The sequence below is a fragment of the Rahnella sp. CFA14(1/10) genome, from assembly GCF_004195095.1.
GTDB lineage: Bacteria > Pseudomonadota > Gammaproteobacteria > Enterobacterales > Enterobacteriaceae > Rahnella > Rahnella perminowiae.
In genome coordinates this window covers 40,055-56,070 of the sequence record NZ_SEWS01000005.1, presented here as the reverse complement: position 1 = coordinate 56,070, position 16,016 = coordinate 40,055, and the positions used below count along the sequence as shown (strand labels likewise).

General features: G+C 53.9%; 13 protein-coding genes. 3 read left to right on the top strand and 10 right to left on the bottom strand.

Going from position 1 to position 16,016, the window contains the following annotated elements; all coding sequences use genetic code 11:
- The first annotated feature begins 5 nt into the window (after positions 1-5).
- Positions 6-1,673 carry an energy-dependent translational throttle protein EttA gene (gene ettA, locus EVX52_RS11205; RefSeq protein ID WP_129991294.1) on the top strand — a complete coding sequence of 556 codons (1,668 nt, stop codon included), beginning with the start codon at positions 6-8 and terminating at the stop codon, positions 1,671-1,673.
- Positions 1,674-1,736: 63 nt separating this feature from the next.
- Here the strand turns inward: ettA and EVX52_RS11200 are convergent, their stop codons facing one another.
- Complete coding sequence (locus EVX52_RS11200; RefSeq protein WP_129953268.1) at positions 1,737-2,645, bottom strand: LysR family transcriptional regulator; 909 nt, start codon at positions 2,643-2,645, stop codon at positions 1,737-1,739.
- A gap of 100 nt (positions 2,646-2,745) precedes the next feature.
- Here EVX52_RS11200 and EVX52_RS11195 point away from each other — a divergent pair, with 100 nt between their 5' ends.
- Positions 2,746-3,747 (top strand): zinc-binding alcohol dehydrogenase family protein, encoded by a 1,002-nt coding sequence (locus tag EVX52_RS11195; protein ID WP_129953269.1) that lies wholly within the window; start codon positions 2,746-2,748, stop codon positions 3,745-3,747.
- A gap of 118 nt (positions 3,748-3,865) precedes the next feature.
- On the opposite strand, the gene nadR is transcribed toward EVX52_RS11195, so the two are convergent.
- The 3 genes from nadR to serB all read right to left on the bottom strand — a co-directional run bounded on the left by nadR (position 3,866) and on the right by serB (position 7,697).
- Positions 3,866-5,125: a multifunctional transcriptional regulator/nicotinamide-nucleotide adenylyltransferase/ribosylnicotinamide kinase NadR gene (nadR, locus tag EVX52_RS11190; protein ID WP_129953270.1), complete on the bottom strand. Its 1,260-nt coding sequence runs from the start codon at positions 5,123-5,125 to the stop codon at positions 3,866-3,868.
- 72 nt (positions 5,126-5,197) lie between these two features.
- Positions 5,198-6,580: a DNA repair protein RadA gene (gene radA / locus EVX52_RS11185; RefSeq protein WP_129953271.1), complete on the bottom strand. Its 1,383-nt coding sequence runs from the start codon at positions 6,578-6,580 to the stop codon at positions 5,198-5,200.
- 151 nt (positions 6,581-6,731) lie between these two features.
- Positions 6,732-7,697 carry a phosphoserine phosphatase gene (gene serB, locus EVX52_RS11180; RefSeq protein WP_129991293.1) on the bottom strand — a complete coding sequence of 322 codons (966 nt, stop codon included), beginning with the start codon at positions 7,695-7,697 and terminating at the stop codon, positions 6,732-6,734.
- A gap of 246 nt (positions 7,698-7,943) precedes the next feature.
- Between serB and EVX52_RS11175 the strand changes: the two genes are divergently transcribed.
- On the top strand, positions 7,944-8,732 hold the full coding sequence (locus EVX52_RS11175) for a YtjB family periplasmic protein (protein WP_129953273.1): 789 nt from the start codon (positions 7,944-7,946) through the stop codon (positions 8,730-8,732).
- A 204-nt stretch (positions 8,733-8,936) separates the two neighbouring features.
- Here EVX52_RS11175 and deoD read toward each other — a convergent pair whose 3' ends face one another.
- From deoD to EVX52_RS11145, 6 genes are all read right to left on the bottom strand, one after another.
- On the bottom strand, positions 8,937-9,656 hold the full coding sequence (deoD, locus tag EVX52_RS11170) for a purine-nucleoside phosphorylase (RefSeq protein ID WP_015698752.1): 720 nt from the start codon (positions 9,654-9,656) through the stop codon (positions 8,937-8,939).
- Between the two features lie 83 nt (positions 9,657-9,739).
- Entirely contained in the window at positions 9,740-10,963 is a 1,224-nt protein-coding gene (deoB, locus tag EVX52_RS11165; protein ID WP_129991292.1) for a phosphopentomutase, read from the bottom strand.
- 88 nt (positions 10,964-11,051) lie between these two features.
- Positions 11,052-12,380 carry a thymidine phosphorylase gene (deoA, locus tag EVX52_RS11160; protein WP_129953275.1) on the bottom strand — a complete coding sequence of 443 codons (1,329 nt, stop codon included), beginning with the start codon at positions 12,378-12,380 and terminating at the stop codon, positions 11,052-11,054.
- Between the two features lie 90 nt (positions 12,381-12,470).
- Positions 12,471-13,250 carry a deoxyribose-phosphate aldolase gene (deoC, locus tag EVX52_RS11155; protein ID WP_129953276.1) on the bottom strand — a complete coding sequence of 260 codons (780 nt, stop codon included), beginning with the start codon at positions 13,248-13,250 and terminating at the stop codon, positions 12,471-12,473.
- Between the two features lie 549 nt (positions 13,251-13,799).
- The gene (locus EVX52_RS11150; protein WP_129953277.1) at positions 13,800-14,585 is read right to left on the bottom strand and encodes a TatD family hydrolase; all 786 of its coding nucleotides are present in this window, start codon (positions 14,583-14,585) and stop codon (positions 13,800-13,802) included.
- The gene (locus tag EVX52_RS11145) at positions 14,582-15,814 is read right to left on the bottom strand and encodes a patatin family protein (protein ID WP_238483547.1); all 1,233 of its coding nucleotides are present in this window, start codon (positions 15,812-15,814) and stop codon (positions 14,582-14,584) included. Before EVX52_RS11145 ends, EVX52_RS11150 begins: the two co-directional genes overlap by 4 nt.
- Positions 15,815-16,016 lie beyond the last annotated feature (202 nt).

The following is a 16,016-nucleotide window of genomic DNA, read 5'->3' as shown; positions in this document are numbered from 1 at the left end:
ACAACGTGGCTCAATACGTATATTCCATGCATCGCCTCGGCAAAGTTGTTCCGCCGAAGCGTCATATTCTTAAGAACATCTCCCTGAGTTTCTTCCCTGGCGCTAAAATCGGTGTTCTGGGTCTGAACGGTTCGGGTAAATCCACCCTGCTGCGCATCATGGCCGGTATCGATACCGACATCGAAGGTGAAGCACGTCCGCAGCCTGATCTGAAAATCGGTTACCTGCCGCAGGAACCTCAGCTGAACATGGAACACACCGTGCGTGAGTCCGTGGAAGAAGCTGTTTCTGAAGTCGTTGGCGCGTTAAAACGTCTCGATGAAGTGTATGCACTGTACGCTGAGCCGGAAGCGGATTTCGATAAACTGGCGGCTGAACAGGGTAAGCTGGAAGAGATCATCCAGGCACACGATGGCCACAACCTCAACAGCCAGCTGGAACGTGCTGCTGATGCGCTGCGTCTGCCAGACTGGGATGCGAAAGTGGCTAACCTGTCCGGTGGTGAGCGCCGCCGTGTGGCACTTTGCCGCCTGCTGCTCGAAAAACCAGACATGCTGCTGCTCGACGAACCGACCAACCACCTGGATGCGGAATCCGTGGCATGGCTGGAACGCTTCCTGCACGACTTCGAAGGTACCGTAGTGGCAATTACCCACGACCGTTACTTCCTTGATAATGTGGCTGGCTGGATCCTCGAACTTGACCGCGGTGAAGGTATTCCGTGGGAAGGCAATTATTCCACCTGGCTGGAACAAAAAGACGAACGTCTGGCGCAGGAAGCCTCTTCCGAAGCCGCACGCCGTAAATCTATCGAGAAGGAACTGGAGTGGGTTCGTCAGGGCGCAAAAGGCCGTCAGTCTAAAGGCAAGGCCCGTCTGGCACGCTTTGAGGAGCTGAACAGCACCGAATACCAGAAACGTAACGAAACCAACGAACTGTTCATTCCACCGGGTCCCCGCCTGGGCGACAAAGTTGTCGAAGTGAAAAACCTGAGCAAGTCTTACGGTGATCGCGTTCTGATCGACGACCTGTCCTTCTCCGTACCGAAAGGCGCGATCGTCGGGATTATCGGCCCGAACGGCGCCGGTAAATCAACGCTGTTCCGTATGATGTCAGGTCAGGAAGACGCTAACAGCGGCACCATCGAGCTGGGCGATACCGTGAAACTGGCGTCTGTGGATCAGTTCCGTGATTCAATGGATAACAGCAAAACCGTCTGGGAAGAAGTCTCCGGTGGTCAGGACATCATGCGCATCGGCACCACTGAAATGCCAAGCCGCGCCTACGTGGGCCGCTTTAACTTCAAAGGGGTTGATCAGGGCAAACGTGTTGGCGAACTGTCCGGTGGTGAACGTGGCCGTTTGCATCTGGCAAAACTGCTGCAGGTTGGCGGTAACATGTTGCTGCTCGATGAACCGACCAATGACCTCGACATCGAAACCCTGCGTGCACTGGAAAACGCCTTGCTGGAATTCCCGGGCTGCGCGATGGTCATTTCCCATGACCGCTGGTTCCTCGACCGTATCGCGACGCACATCCTCGATTATCAGGATGAAGGCAAAGTCGAGTTCTTCGAAGGTAACTTCACCGAATACGAAGAATACAAAAAACGGACTTTAGGTGCCGATGCGTTGGAACCAAAGCGCATTAAGTACAAAAAGATGATCAAATAATCATCTTCAGCCGAATATCAGGCCCGGAAACGGGCCTTTTTTATGGCGGCAATTCACTCAAATCTATCCCGTCAGCGCCTCGCTGTAGCTTTCTGAAAACCTATATTCTTCCAGCATAAACTCAATAAAACAGACCAGTGCCGGCGAATTCAGCTTTCGTCCCGGATAAACCAGATACAAATCATTCCCTTCTGCTTCCCATTCCGGCAACACGCGCACCAGCGTGCCTTTCGCGACTTCGTCATGGCATAAAAATGCAGGCAGCAATGTGATGCCTGCACCTGCCAGCGCGCACTCCCGCGCATACAGCAGATTGTCGGTGGTATGCGCCGAAGGCAGCAACCAGCGGTGCCAGGTATCGCCGCGATGCAGTACCCACTCAGACCACGCCCGGTGTGCGATGCAGTGATGCGACGCCAGTTGCTGCGGCGAATCCAGGGATGGCTGCTGTGCCAGATACGCCGGCGACGCCAGCAGGTAACGCGGGCTGTGCCCCAGTTCGCGGCCGATCAGCGAGGAATCCTGCGGTTTACCCGTACGCAAGGCGATATCAAACCCTTCCTGCACCAGATCGACCATCGCATCGGACACCGACACCTCCAGCGAAACATCCGGATAACGTTTCTGAAACTCGACGTTCATGCGCGCCAGTAACGTCGCCCCGAGCCCTGCCGGACTGGTGATCCGCAACCGCCCGCTCGGATTATCGCGTAACCGGCGGATGGCCAGCTCCGCCCTTTCGCTGGCCTGCATCATTTCCTGACAGTGGATCAGGTAACGTTCACCGGCAAACGTCAGATTCAGCTGGCGTGTGGTACGGTTAAGCAGGCGCAGTCCGACGGATTTCTCGAGCTGGCTGATGCGCTGACTGACGCTGGATTTGGGCAAACCGGCCCGGCCGGCGGCCTGAGTAAAACTGCCGCATTCGGCCACCAGCGCAAACAGCGCCATATCCTGTAACTGCTTAAACATGATTGTTCACCTAAGACGAACACTTTGTTAGTTATTGTCCATCTTATCAGCTTCACGGATGCGGGCTAGACTTTGCGTATACCTAACGGAGAGAGAAAACATGACAATTAACGCTATTGCAGTGAACCCGAAAGATCCGGCCCATTTCATCGCCGTCGAATTACCGCAACCCGTCGCGAAAGATTATGACTTGCTGGTGGAAGTGAAAGCCGTGTCGGTCAATCCGGTCGATACTAAAGTACACAAAGGTGTGCAGAAAAGCGGTCTGGATGCACCGAAAGTGCTGGGCTGGGATGCCAGCGGCATTGTTAAATCCGTGGGCAGCGCGGTGAAAAATTTCAAACCCGGCGATGAAGTCTGGTACGCCGGAGATATCACCCGTTCCGGAAGTAACGCGGCTGAACATCTCATCGACTCACGCATTGTGTCCCTCAAACCGCAAAGCCTGAACTGGGCTGAAGCCGCCGCCATGCCGCTGACCACACTGACCGCCTGGGAGGCGTTGTTCGAGCATCTGAAAATTCAGGACGCGTCTGCGGATAAAACGCTGCTGATCATCGGCGGGGCCGGTGGCGTAGGTTCGCTTGCGATCCCGTTCGCGTCACTGCGCAGCAACGTGAAAGTCATTGCCACCGCTTCGCGCCCGGAATCAGCAAAATGGTGTCTGGATCGCGGTGCCGATCTGACCGTAAATTACAAAGATCTGAAAGGTGAACTGGCGAAACACGACATCAGGCAGGTAGATTTTATTCTGTGTCTGAACGATACCGACGGCCATTGGGAGACAATCGCTGATCTGATCGCGCCAATGGGTCATATCTGTACCATCGTTGAAAACGAACATCCGCTGGATATGAATAAACTGAAGCTGAAAAGTGCCGCCCTGCACTGGGAGCTGATGTACACCCGCAGTATGTTTACCACGCCGGATATTGCCGAACAGGGCGAAATTCTCAAACGCGTCGCCGCGCTGGTTGACGAAGGGAAAGTCCGGACCACCCTGAGCGACACCCTGCATGGCCTGACCGTGGAAAGCATCGAAGCCGCGCATGCCAAAGTACTCGACGGCCATATGCAGGGTAAAGTGGTCGTCGCTTTCTAAGTCCGCTGTGGCCTTATATGCAAAGCCCCGCATTTTCATGACGGGGCTTTTTCATTCACGTGTTTTCGTTCACGTGTGAACGCTATGTATGCCCGCAGCTCTGATTGCTGATTTTTGATCAGCGTACAGGGGGTTCATTTAACCGGCTGGTGTCCGCCGCCAGCATGTTCTGCACCAGTTCCACACATTCGAGAAAACGCTGATCATAATCTGATGACTCCACGTGAACATATTCCACCTGGTTCTGCCTGAGCATTTCAATTAACAGATTTTGAAAAGACATCCGGTCAGACGTACTGCCCAGACTACGCAGGCCATCCGCAACCCACGGTGTATTGTTTTCCAGCAAAATAACCAGATCAAACCGGTATTCATCCATCAGCGCCTGCACAAACGGATGCTCACGCCCTTCATATTTTTTACAGAAGGCTTGGGTGGTCAGGAAGTCGGTATCAATAAACGCCACTTTATTGGCATATTTTACTGCAAAATCAATGTACTGCGCCTGCCCGAGTGCAATTTTGTCATAATCGGAATATTGCAGCGCCATTTCATCGCCACCGAGGTGCGAGAACACATAATCGCGGCCATATTCCCACGCGCTGGTCGTGTTGAAGATATTGGCTAATTTATTCACCAGCGTCGATTTCCCGCTGGATTCGCCGCCCAGAATCGCCACCGTGCGTACGAAAAACGGTTTAACTTCAGTCGGAATATAATCCCAGTAACGGAACGGATCCTGACGGATCTGACGGCCACTGATATTCATAAACGAACGTTTCGGGTCGATCAGCACCGTTTCAATACCGAGATGTTCCCGGTACTGTGGCGCATCAGCTTCTTCACTGGAATAAATAGTATTCGGTTCAATGCCTTTCTGATCCATAAACTCTTTAATGCCACGCCCCCAGACATCCCAGCCGTGCGGATACGGCTCCATCCCCTCTTCGTTAAAGGCATGAATGCGGATGTTTTTCTGATACTTGAAGGTCTGCAATAACCAGCGCAGGCGGTCGCTGACCGTGGGTTGCTGAGACATTGAGCTGTTCTCAAACAGCTCGCGGTCGCGTGGTTCGTCATAACCCATGATGATATGCAGCTCATCGACCTGACTACAGGCGCGCTGAATCAGATAAATGTGGCCGGTGTGCAGCGGATAAAACTTACCGAACACCACGCCAATATTTTTCTCACGACGGGGAAACTCAAGATCCAGGAAACGGTGCAATGCCTCCAGTTTTTGGGCGCTGGGGCTTTTTATCTTTGCATTCAACAACTGGCTGAGATAACCCTTGGTCATCCCGCTGGCTTCGGCCACCTGTTGCAGCGTGCGTCCCTGTTGTTTTATCGCGGTTTTTAGATAGTCGAACTGTGACATGCCTTGTCCTCAGGTTTTCTGTACTAAACAAAAAATAGCACAAAGGCCCTCAGCAGCGACAGCGGTTAACCGTTACAAATCATCGAGGATCGCCAGCGCATCAGCCAGTTTTTTGACGCCAAATACCTGCATACCGGCGGGCACTTTTTTCGGCACGTTAGCGTACGGCACAATGGCGCGTTTAAAACCGTGTTTCGCCGCTTCAGTTATACGCTCCTGACCGCTTGGCACCGGACGGATTTCCCCCGCCAGCCCGACCTCACCGAACACCACCAAATCCTGCGGCAGCGGACGGTCACGCAGGCTCGATACCAGCGACAGCAACAGCGCCAGGTCGGCACTGGTTTCGGTGACTTTCACGCCACCGACCACGTTAACAAAGACATCCTGATCCGCCATCTGTAAGCCGCCATGACGGTGCAGCACCGCGAGTAATATGGCCAGACGGTTCTGCTCAAGACCGACCGCCACACGACGGGGATTGCCCATCATCGAATGATCGACCAGCGCCTGAACCTCAACCAACAGCGGACGCGTTCCTTCCCATAGCACCATGACGGAGCTGCCGGAGGTAATTTCATCTCCCCGGCTGAGGAAAATTGCCGACGGGTTGCTGACTTCACGCAGCCCCTGCTCGGTCATAGCAAATACGCCCAGTTCGTTCACCGCGCCAAAGCGGTTTTTGTGGCTGCGCAATGTACGGAAACGCGAATCGGCATCACCGTCGAGCAGTACGGAACAGTCAATACAGTGCTCCAGTACTTTGGGCCCCGCCAGTGAACCGTCTTTAGTGACATGACCGACCATGACAATCGCCACGCCGCGCGTTTTAGCGAAACGGGTAAGATACGCCGCCGTTTCACGCACCTGAGCGACCGTACCCGGCGACGACTGAATATCGGCCATATGCATCACCTGAATGGAGTCGATCACCATCAGCTTCGGCTGTTCCGCATCTGCAATCTCACAAATCTGTTCGATGCTGGTTTCCGACAGCATATTCATGTTAGCCGTTGGTAAACCCAGACGATGCGCGCGCATCGCGACCTGTTGCAGTGATTCTTCACCCGTAACGTAAAGGGTTTTCATGTTTTCACTGAGATGACACAGAATTTGCAGCAACAGCGTACTTTTACCGGCACCGGGGTTACCGCCAATGAGAATGGCACTGCCCGGTACCACGCCGCCACCTAATACCCGGTCAAACTCTTTAAAACCGGTACTGAAACGCGGCAGTTCATCAAGGCTGATATCCGACAGTTTCTGCACGCGGCTGACCCCGGCATCCCCGGCATAACCGGTCAGACGTTCGTTACGCGCCACCGTAGGGGAAGCGGCCAAACGGATTTCAGTAATGCTGTTCCAGGCCTGACAGGCACTGCACTGCCCTTGCCAGCGCGGATAATCTGCGCCACATTCATTACACACAAATGCACGTTTTGCTGCTTTTGCCACAACTTACCTCTTCAAAATAATAGTGAACACCCTAAATAATTCGAGTTGCATCAAGGCGGCCAGAGCACTCATCCCGATGAGCTGACATACGTCAGTGATTCGGGTGAGTGATTGCAGCTAACGCAGATGCGGCTTGAAGTATGGCGGGTATTTAAGACTGGCTACCGCTGAGAATACACAACACGCCAAGCAGATCGGCATGTCGGATGCAGACTGAAGCCTGTTCATAAACTTTCGGTTTGGCGTGATAAGCAATACCCATGCCCGCAACCGCCATCATTTTCAGGTCATTCGCCCCATCACCGATAGCCACGGTTTGCGCGTGGGGAATACCCAGTTTTTCTGCCAGTTTCAGCAGAGTATCGGCTTTATATTGCGCGTCAACGATCGGCCCGATCACACGGCCTGTCAGTTTGCCGTCACGGATTTCCAGTTCGTTCGCGGCCACGTCGATCAGATTCAGCTGGTCGCGCAGGTATTCGGCATAATATGTAAAGCCGCCGGAGGCAATCGCCACGTGCCAGCCCGCTTCCTGTAAACGCTGAACCATCACCGTCAGACCCGGCATCAGCGGCAGGGTTTCACGCACCTGCTGTAGAATACTGGCATCCGCATCTTTCAATGTCGCCACGCGCTGACGCAGACTGGCGGAGAAATCCAGCTCGCCGCGCATCGCGCGTTCGGTGACTTCCGCGACCTGCTCACCGACGCCTGCCAGTTTGGCAATTTCATCGATGCATTCAATTTCAATCGCGGTAGAATCCATGTCCATGACCAGCAGGCCTGGCACACGCAGATACGGCACTTTCCCCAGCTGAGCGACATCAAATTCAAAAGATTCGGCGAGAAACTGTGCGTCGGCAGTGAGTGAGCCTGCGAGGCGCACAACCTGATAACCTTCCACTGACCATGCGCTGACAATCACCAGAGCGCGGCCTAACCGGCGCTGGAACAGCGTAATGCTGGTTTTATCAAGTTTTCTACCATACAGAAGCCATCCGGTATGTCCCGCCCGGTAATCCAGCGGCATGACTTCATCACCGCTCAATGAAAGGGGAAGTCCCGGCCATTGGTGGATCTCCGCAGGAAGATCGCAATAGGTCAGACTGTTTGGCATGATGGCTCCTGTAGGGCGTTATGGTATTAGGAAAACAAATATCACTATTTACCCAAAATCATTCGAGTTGCATCAAGGCGGCAACGGAATGAATCTCCGGGAACTGACACAGGTCAGTGACCGGAGTGAATGAAGGCAGCCAACGCAGAGGCAGCTTGAAGGATGCAGGGTAAAATGAGGCATCAAGCTACCTTATCGTGGCGTCTTCTGGCAACATAAAGTCATCGAAATACGCAAGGAAACAGAATGGCCAAGGCCAAACTTAAATTTCGCCTGCACCGCGCGGCTATCGTATTGATAAGTCTCGCATTACTTGTCATTCTGATGCAGGGCGCATCTTATTTCAGTCTGGGACATCAACTGGCACGTTCGACGCAGGTGGAACAGCTTGCGCAAACGCTCGCCCGACAGGTGGCGTTTTCGCTCGCACCCCTGATGGACAGCGATAATGATGGCGCTGATATCGCACAAATTTCCACTATTTTGAGTCAGCTTACCGAGAGCAGTCGCATTCTTGACGCCAGCGTTTATGAGTCTGACGGTTCCCTGGTGGCGCATGCCGGTGAACAGGTGCCGGTTCGCGACCGTTTGTCGCTCGATGGCAAACGTGCGGGCAGCTACTTCAATCATCAGATTGTGGTACCGATAGAAGATAAAAACGGGCCGGGCGGATTTTTACGCATCACACTCGACACGCATGTGCTGGCAACCGAGTCCAAGCAGGTGGATAACACCACTAACCTGTTGCGCCTGATGATGCTCGCCGCGCTGGGTGTCGGTATTATTCTGGCCCGCACATTGTTGCAGGGCCGCCGTTCACGCTGGCAGCAATCACCGTTCCTGCTGACCGCCAGTAAGCCGGTAAAAGAAGATGATGAACAGGAAGACGAACCGGATGAGTTCGGCCCGCCACCGGTGCTCAATATTCCTGAGCCGGAATCCGATGTGGTGCCCGCTAAACCTGCCACCGAAGCGCAGACCAAAGAAGCCGCACAGGCTGCTTATCGCAGCCTGAAACGCAGCCGGCCGAAGTGATTCAGGCCAGCCGCCTTGAGAGCGTTGACGGGGTGATGTGGAGTTGCTCCGTGAAGTTGCGCCGTGATCTCTTTTGCCGTCAGACTGCCCTGACGCAGTAAATCTACAAGTTCAGACATGAGCAGTTCAGTGATGAACAGGAAAACGCATAGCAAAACGGGCACCATTTGGTGCCCGTTTTCGTCTCTGCTATATCAGCAGAATTTATTCTTTATCGCCCAGCAGAACAGATTCCAGCGCGATTTCGATCATGTCGTTGAAGGTGGTCTGACGTTCAGCGGCAGTGGTTTGTTCGTGCGTACGGATATGGTCGGAGACAGTACAGATAGTCAGTGCTTTTGCACCAAATTCTGCCGCCACACCGTAGATCCCAGCCGCTTCCATTTCCACACCCAAAATGCCGTACTTTTCCATTACATCGAACATTTGCGGGTCCGGTGTATAGAACAGGTCGGCGGAGAAGATGTTACCGACGCGGGCATTGATGCCTTTAGCTTTCGCAGCGTCAGCGGCGTTACGCACCATGTCGTAGTCCGCGATAGCCGCGTAGTCATGGTCTTTGAAACGCATACGGTTCACTTTGGAATCGGTGCAGGCACCCATGCCGATCACAATGTCACGCAGTTTGATGTCGGCACGAACAGCACCACACGAACCCACGCGGATGATTTTTTTTACGCCGAATTCAGTGATCAGTTCTTTGGCATAAATGGAGCAGGAAGGAATGCCCATGCCATGGCCCATCACTGAGATTTTGCGGCCTTTATACGTGCCGGTGAACCCCAACATGCCACGCACGTCGTTCACCTGCTTAACATCCTGAAGGAAGGTTTCCGCGATGTGCCTGGCGCGCAGCGGGTCGCCCGGCATCAGCACGACGTCAGCAAAGTCGCCCATTTCAGCATTAATGTGTGGAGTTGCCATCTTCTTATTCCTTAATCAGCGAGGTGTCATATTCATCATAAAAAACGCGGCCAGTATAAAGAACTGGCCGTGTATACAAAGCGTTATAGCATCGACTTACCGTAATCCATCGGCGACAGATCGAAATATTTGGCGACTGTCTGGCCGATATCCGCGAAAGTTTCACGATGGCCTAATGAACCCGGTTTTACTTTCGGGCCATAGATTAAGACCGGAATGTGCTCGCGGGTGTGATCGGTACCGCGCCAGGTCGGGTCACAACCGTGATCAGCCGTGAAAATGATGATGTCATCTTCTTTCACCAGCTCCAGCAGTTCAGGCATGCGGCGGTCGAACAACTCCAGCGCGGCAGCATAACCCGGCACATCACGGCGATGGCCGTAAGAGGAGTCGAAATCAACAAAGTTGGTGAAGACGATGGTTTTGTCCCCGGCTTGTTTCATCTCTTCGATGGTGGCGTCAAACAGCGCGTCCAGACCGGTGGCCTTCACCTTTTTAGTGATACCAACCTGTGCATAAATATCTGCAATTTTACCCACAGACACCACATGACCCTTTTTCTCATCGACCAGCTTTTTCAGGATGGTCGGAGCCGGTGGCTCAACCGCTAAGTCATGACGATTACCGGTACGCTCGAAGTTACCGGCTTTATCGCCGATGAACGGACGGGCAATCACGCGACCGATGTTGTAGCCGCCTTCGGTCAGCTCTTCACGGGCGATTTCGCACAGTTCGTACAGGCGATCCAGCCCGAAGGTTTCTTCGTGGCAGGCAATCTGGAAGACGGAGTCAGCAGAGGTGTAGAAAATCGGCTTGCCGGTTTTCATGTGTTCTTCGCCCAACTCATCCAGCACAACGGTACCGGAAGAGTGGCAGTTACCGAGATAGCCCGGCAGATTAGCGCGCTCTACCAGTTTATCGAGCAGTTCCTGCGGGAAACTGTTGGTGGTATCGCTGAAATAGCCCCAGTCAAACAAAACAGGCACGCCGGCGATTTCCCAGTGGCCTGACGGGGTATCTTTACCGGAAGACAACTCGCTGGCGTAAGCATAGGCGCCGGTAATTTCAGCATTTCCGTCCATGCCGTCAGGGATTTTTCCGGTAGATTCTTCAGCGGCTTTCGCCAACCCCAGGCGGGTCAGGTTAGGCAGATTCAGCGGGCCCTGACGGCCTTTGTCCGCATCGCCACGCGCGCAGGCAGCCGCGATGTGGCCCAATGTGTCAGAACCGGTATCATCAAAGCGCCCGGCATCTTCACTGGCACCGATACCGAATGAGTCTAACACCATGATAAATGTACGTTTCATTTTGCTCTCCTGCGAATGGTTACGCATTGGGTCACGCGGAACTGCCGCGCACCTGATCAATCTTAAATGGGGGCGATGTGGCCTGAAATCAAGCGTTACTGCCGATCCGACGGTAAATCACCGGCGTGCTTTCCGGCGCGTTGTCGCTCAGGACAATCGCCGCACGCACTTCCTGCGCCGCCTGCTGCCAGGCCGCTTCACTGTTGGCGTGGATCATCGCCAGTGGCTGACGGGTATCCACCTGCTGGCCCAGTTGTGCCATATGGGTCAGACCGACGCTGTAGTCGATGGCATCGCTGGCGCGGCGACGTCCGCCCCCCAGTGACACGACGGTCATGCCCAGCGCACGGGTGTCCATCGCACTGACAATCCCGTTGCCTTCGGCATAAACCGGTTTGCTCAGCGTGGCCTGTTGCAGATAACGATCGTAATTCTCGATGAAATCGGCCGGGCCTTTCTGGGCAGCAATCATGCGGCCAAAGACTTCGGCGGCTTTGCCGTTATCCAGCACAGCCTGCAGCTGGCGACGGGCGTCGGCGTCATCTTTTGCCAGACCGCCGGACAGCAGCATTTCAACACACAGCGCCATGGTGACTTCCAGCAGGCGCGGATTACGGTATTCACCTGTCAGGAAGCGCACGGCTTCACGCACTTCAACCGCATTACCGGCGCTGGATGCCAGCACCTGATTCATATCAGTCAGCAACGCGGTGGTTTTACAACCCGCACCATTCGCCACATCGACAATCGCCTGCGCCAGATCTTCTGACAGCGAATAAGTCGGCATGAACGCGCCGGACCCCACCTTGACGTCCATCACCAACGCATCCAGGCCTTCAGCCAGTTTTTTGGCGAGGATCGAAGCCGTGATCAGCGGAATGGAATCGACGGTTGCGGTGATATCGCGGGTTGCATAGAAACGCTTATCTGCCGGTGCCAGCGAGCTGGTCTGGCCGATGATTGCCACGCCGACATCCTGAATGATGCTGCGAAAACGGCTGTCATCCGGGAAAATATCGAAGCCCGGAATCGCTTCGAGTTTATCGAGCGTACCGCCGGTATGACCGAGACCACGGCCGGAAATCATCGGGACATAACCGCCGCATGCCGCTACCATCGGGCCCAGCATCAGCGAGGTCACATCACCCACGCCGCCGGTCGAATGCTTATCCACGACCGGACCGTTCAGGCCGAGGCTTTTCCAGTTGAGCACGGTGCCTGAATCACGCATCGCCATGGTCAGCGAAACACGTTCTTTCATAGACATGTCATTGAAATAGATAGTCATTGCCAGCGCGGCAATCTGGCCTTCTGAAACCTGGCTGTCGCGAATACCATTAATGAAGAAACGAATTTCCTCGTCGCTTAAAGGCTGACCGTCACGTTTTTTACGAATAATTTCTTGTGCGAGAAACAAGGTATCCCCCTGCCTGAGCTGAACGCTAAATGTGGATGCGAATACCGGACGCTGTAAAACAGCGCCACGGCATCGGCATAACAACAATGATTAGTAGCTGCTGGTGGCTTTCTGACCCGCGTGACCCAGCGTGGTGAGCAGACTGGCCAGCAGACTGGATGCGCCGAAACGGAAGTGACGTGCGTCAGCCCATTCGCGGCCCAGCAGGCGGTCAGCCAGCGCCAGATATTGCGCAGCGTCTTCAGCGGTTTTCACGCCACCAGCCGGTTTGAAACCGACAGTTTCGCCCACGCCCATCTCTGCAATGACGCTCATCATCAGCTCAGCGCTGTGCAGCGTGGCATTTTCAGGCACTTTCCCTGTGGAGGTTTTGATGAAATCAGCCCCGGCTTTGATCGCAATTTCAGACGCTTTGCGGATCAGGGCATCTTGCCTGAGTTCACCGGTTTCGATGATCACTTTCAGCAGGACGTTGGCGGCAGCACAGGCTTCTTTGCATTGTCTGACCATCTCAAAACCAATCTGCTCGTTACCGGCAATCAACGCACGGTACGGGAATACCACGTCAACTTCATCGGCACCGTAAGCAATTGCCGCACGGGTTTCTGCCAGCGCGATCTCAAGATCATCATTACCGTGCGGGAAGTTGGTCACGGTTGCAATGCGGATGTCCGGCGTACCTTGCTCACGCAGAGTTTTACGAGCAACAGGAATAAAACGAGGATAAATGCAGACGGCAGCAGTATTTCCTGCCGGGCTCTTCGCCTGATGACAAAGTGCGATCACTTTCGCATCCGTGTCGTCTTCGTTCAGGGTGGTTAAATCCATCAGGTTCAGCGCACGTTGCGCTGCGGCGGTTAAATCGGTCATATAACTCTCCAACAATTTTCAATTCCAGCGACCGGCCAGAACTGAGCATACAGTCATGAATTATTTCCCGCGTTTACCCTCGGGAAAAAAATTCTGCACGGTTGGCGAGCGGACTTGGTTCCTTGAAGATAGCGTGCGTAAGCGGCGTGTAGTGGCTTACGTGGCAACTGAGATCCTTCTCACCGCGCTTTGGATTGGCTGACGCCAATACGTTGTGACTATTTGAACACGTCACATCAGGTTCCTGTGTGCAGTATTTCACACAAAATGAAAACCGTTTGCAACGTTGCTTGATGAAATGAGATATAAATCACATTTCATAGCCTTTATGCTCAGTATTCGACCCTTATAAGAGTGTATACCCGAATCATGACAAACGGAGTTCGGGGGATTACACCGCAATCACCCGGCGGCAATCGCGCAGGCAATGTTATAATAATAACATTTTAAAGAGAAATTAAATCGTAACTCGCCAGAAAACCTTTTTATGCAGGCTCAGCCGCGTCAATGTGAATGTTATTTAAATCACAATCCAGTCTTTCTCAGGGTTCACAGCGAAGGGAGATTAAAGATGCGTCGGGTATTATCGAGCAATGCGCCGGCAATCTGTTCGGGCGTTTCACTGCGCAGGCTGCACAAAATGTCGAATACATTAGCCGCACGCTCAGGGCGGTTAGGTTGCCCCTGAAAACCCTGCAACGGCATATCGGGCGCATCGGTTTCGAGCAGCAAAGAGGAAAGGGGTAATCCGGCCATCACATGCCGGGTTTTCTGCGCACGCTCATAGCTGATGGTGCCGCCGACGCCTATCGCAAAACCCAGTTTAATAAACGCCTGTGCCTGAGAAAGACTGCCTGCAAATCCGTGTACCACCCCGGTCGCCGGCAGTTTTGCCTGACGCAGCATCGCTGCCAGCTGATCGTGGCTGCGCCGGGAATGCAGGATTACCGGCAGCGTCTCACGTTTTGCCAGAGCAAACTGCGCTTTCAGCAACCGTTGTTGCTGCTCAAATCTCGGCTCTTCCATGTATAAATCCAGGCCAACTTCCCCGACGGCCACCAGATGAGGATCCCGGCGACTGAGCAGCGAATCCAGTAATTCCACGCAACTGTCCTGGTGTTGTGCAACATAAAGGGGATGTAACCCCAGCGCGGCATGCAACGGCGGAAATTTTTTTGCCAGCGAGAGAATGCCGTTAAAACGATCAGACGTGACAGCGGGAACAATAATCTGCCGCACACCAGCCTGTCCGGCGAGGCGCAAACTTTCGGTTTCCGCCCCTGTAAACGGTGGAAAATCGAAATGGCAGTGCGTATCGATGAAGGTGTAACTCACAACTTTTCGCCCTCACTGGATGGATAATTTTCTGATGGCGCGGAGCTTTCCGGTTGTAGCCTGTCTGATGCGGCGCGTTGCGGTGAAGACACACTGACTACGCTGTCTTTAAACGCAGCCGGACGCACTATCCCTCCGTCGGCGACCATGTCCGTCAGCACGGCGGGATCGAGAATGATTTGCTCCGCCGTGCTGGCAGATGCCGCCAACGGGATCACATTTTCTGGCTCGTCCTGCGGCACCACGATCCGTTGCGGACGGCGTGTCACGCGCGGTTCGATCAGCGTATAAGGACGCTCGTTTTCACGCGGTAACAGCCAGTGTGCTGCGGCAGACAAAAAATACCGTCCGCAACGGCGGCCGAGATGGTAATCCTGATTTAGCGCAGGCAGACGGCTACCGAGCGCATGGCTGGCCAGCGGTTTGGGTGGGAAGATTTCAAAAATACGCACATCATCCGGCGGATTCTCAATGAACTGCTGGATACGGTGATAGCTCTCTTCATGATGCTGCATCATGCGCACCAGCTGTTGCAGACTGCTTTCGCTCAGCCATTGTTCCATACGTTTCATCCACTGCGGCGTATAGAACATCGCAGAGGGAACGGTACGGATCACTACAATGGTATCCGCGCCACGGCGATAAGCTTCCTCAACAGGGATCGCATCGCTGATGCCGCCGTCCTGATAGCTGATACCTTCCAGATCCACCCCCAGGCGGTAAAAACCCGGAATAGCGCTGGAGGCTTTGATCACCGGCAGCCAGTTTTCCCGCGTCGGTGAAAAATAATTAGCCGTGTAGTCATCACTGCGACAGGCACACATCAGGAACTCACGGCCATCAATGAGCAACTTTTCTGCGCTTTCCATCGCCAGTGGCATGTTTTTAGCCGTTTCTTCAACCAGCCAGTCGAGATCGATAAGATGTCCGCCCCGCACAAATCGCAGCGGGTTAAAAAACTCAGGACTGGTGGTATAACGGGTAATCACCCTTCTGGCATAGCCGGGCTGCCCGCAGACAAAGGCAGAGAGATTTTGCGCACCCGCAGAGGTACCCAGATATAAATCAAAGGGGTTGAAACGCGCGCGCTGAAACTCATCCAGCACACCTGCCGTAAAAATGCCTCTCTGTCCGCCGCCTTCGCACACCAGGGCAATCTTCCCCGGCGTATAGGGTTTGTACGCCAGCGCTTCTATATTCCCCAGCGTGACAGGTATTCTGTATCCCAACGCATCGTCCTCACGCAAATGGCTCCACCCGGTTAGCCTTCATTTCTGAGCATACCTCGTCTTCCTGCTTTGGGTGAATTTCTTGCCAAAATCGGACGACAAAATCGTTACGTCCTGTTAACGGCCAGGATACCTGCATAAAAAAATCGCCCCCTTCACTGAAGGGGGCGATGTGATTAACTAACGCTTTTTGGCATCACTG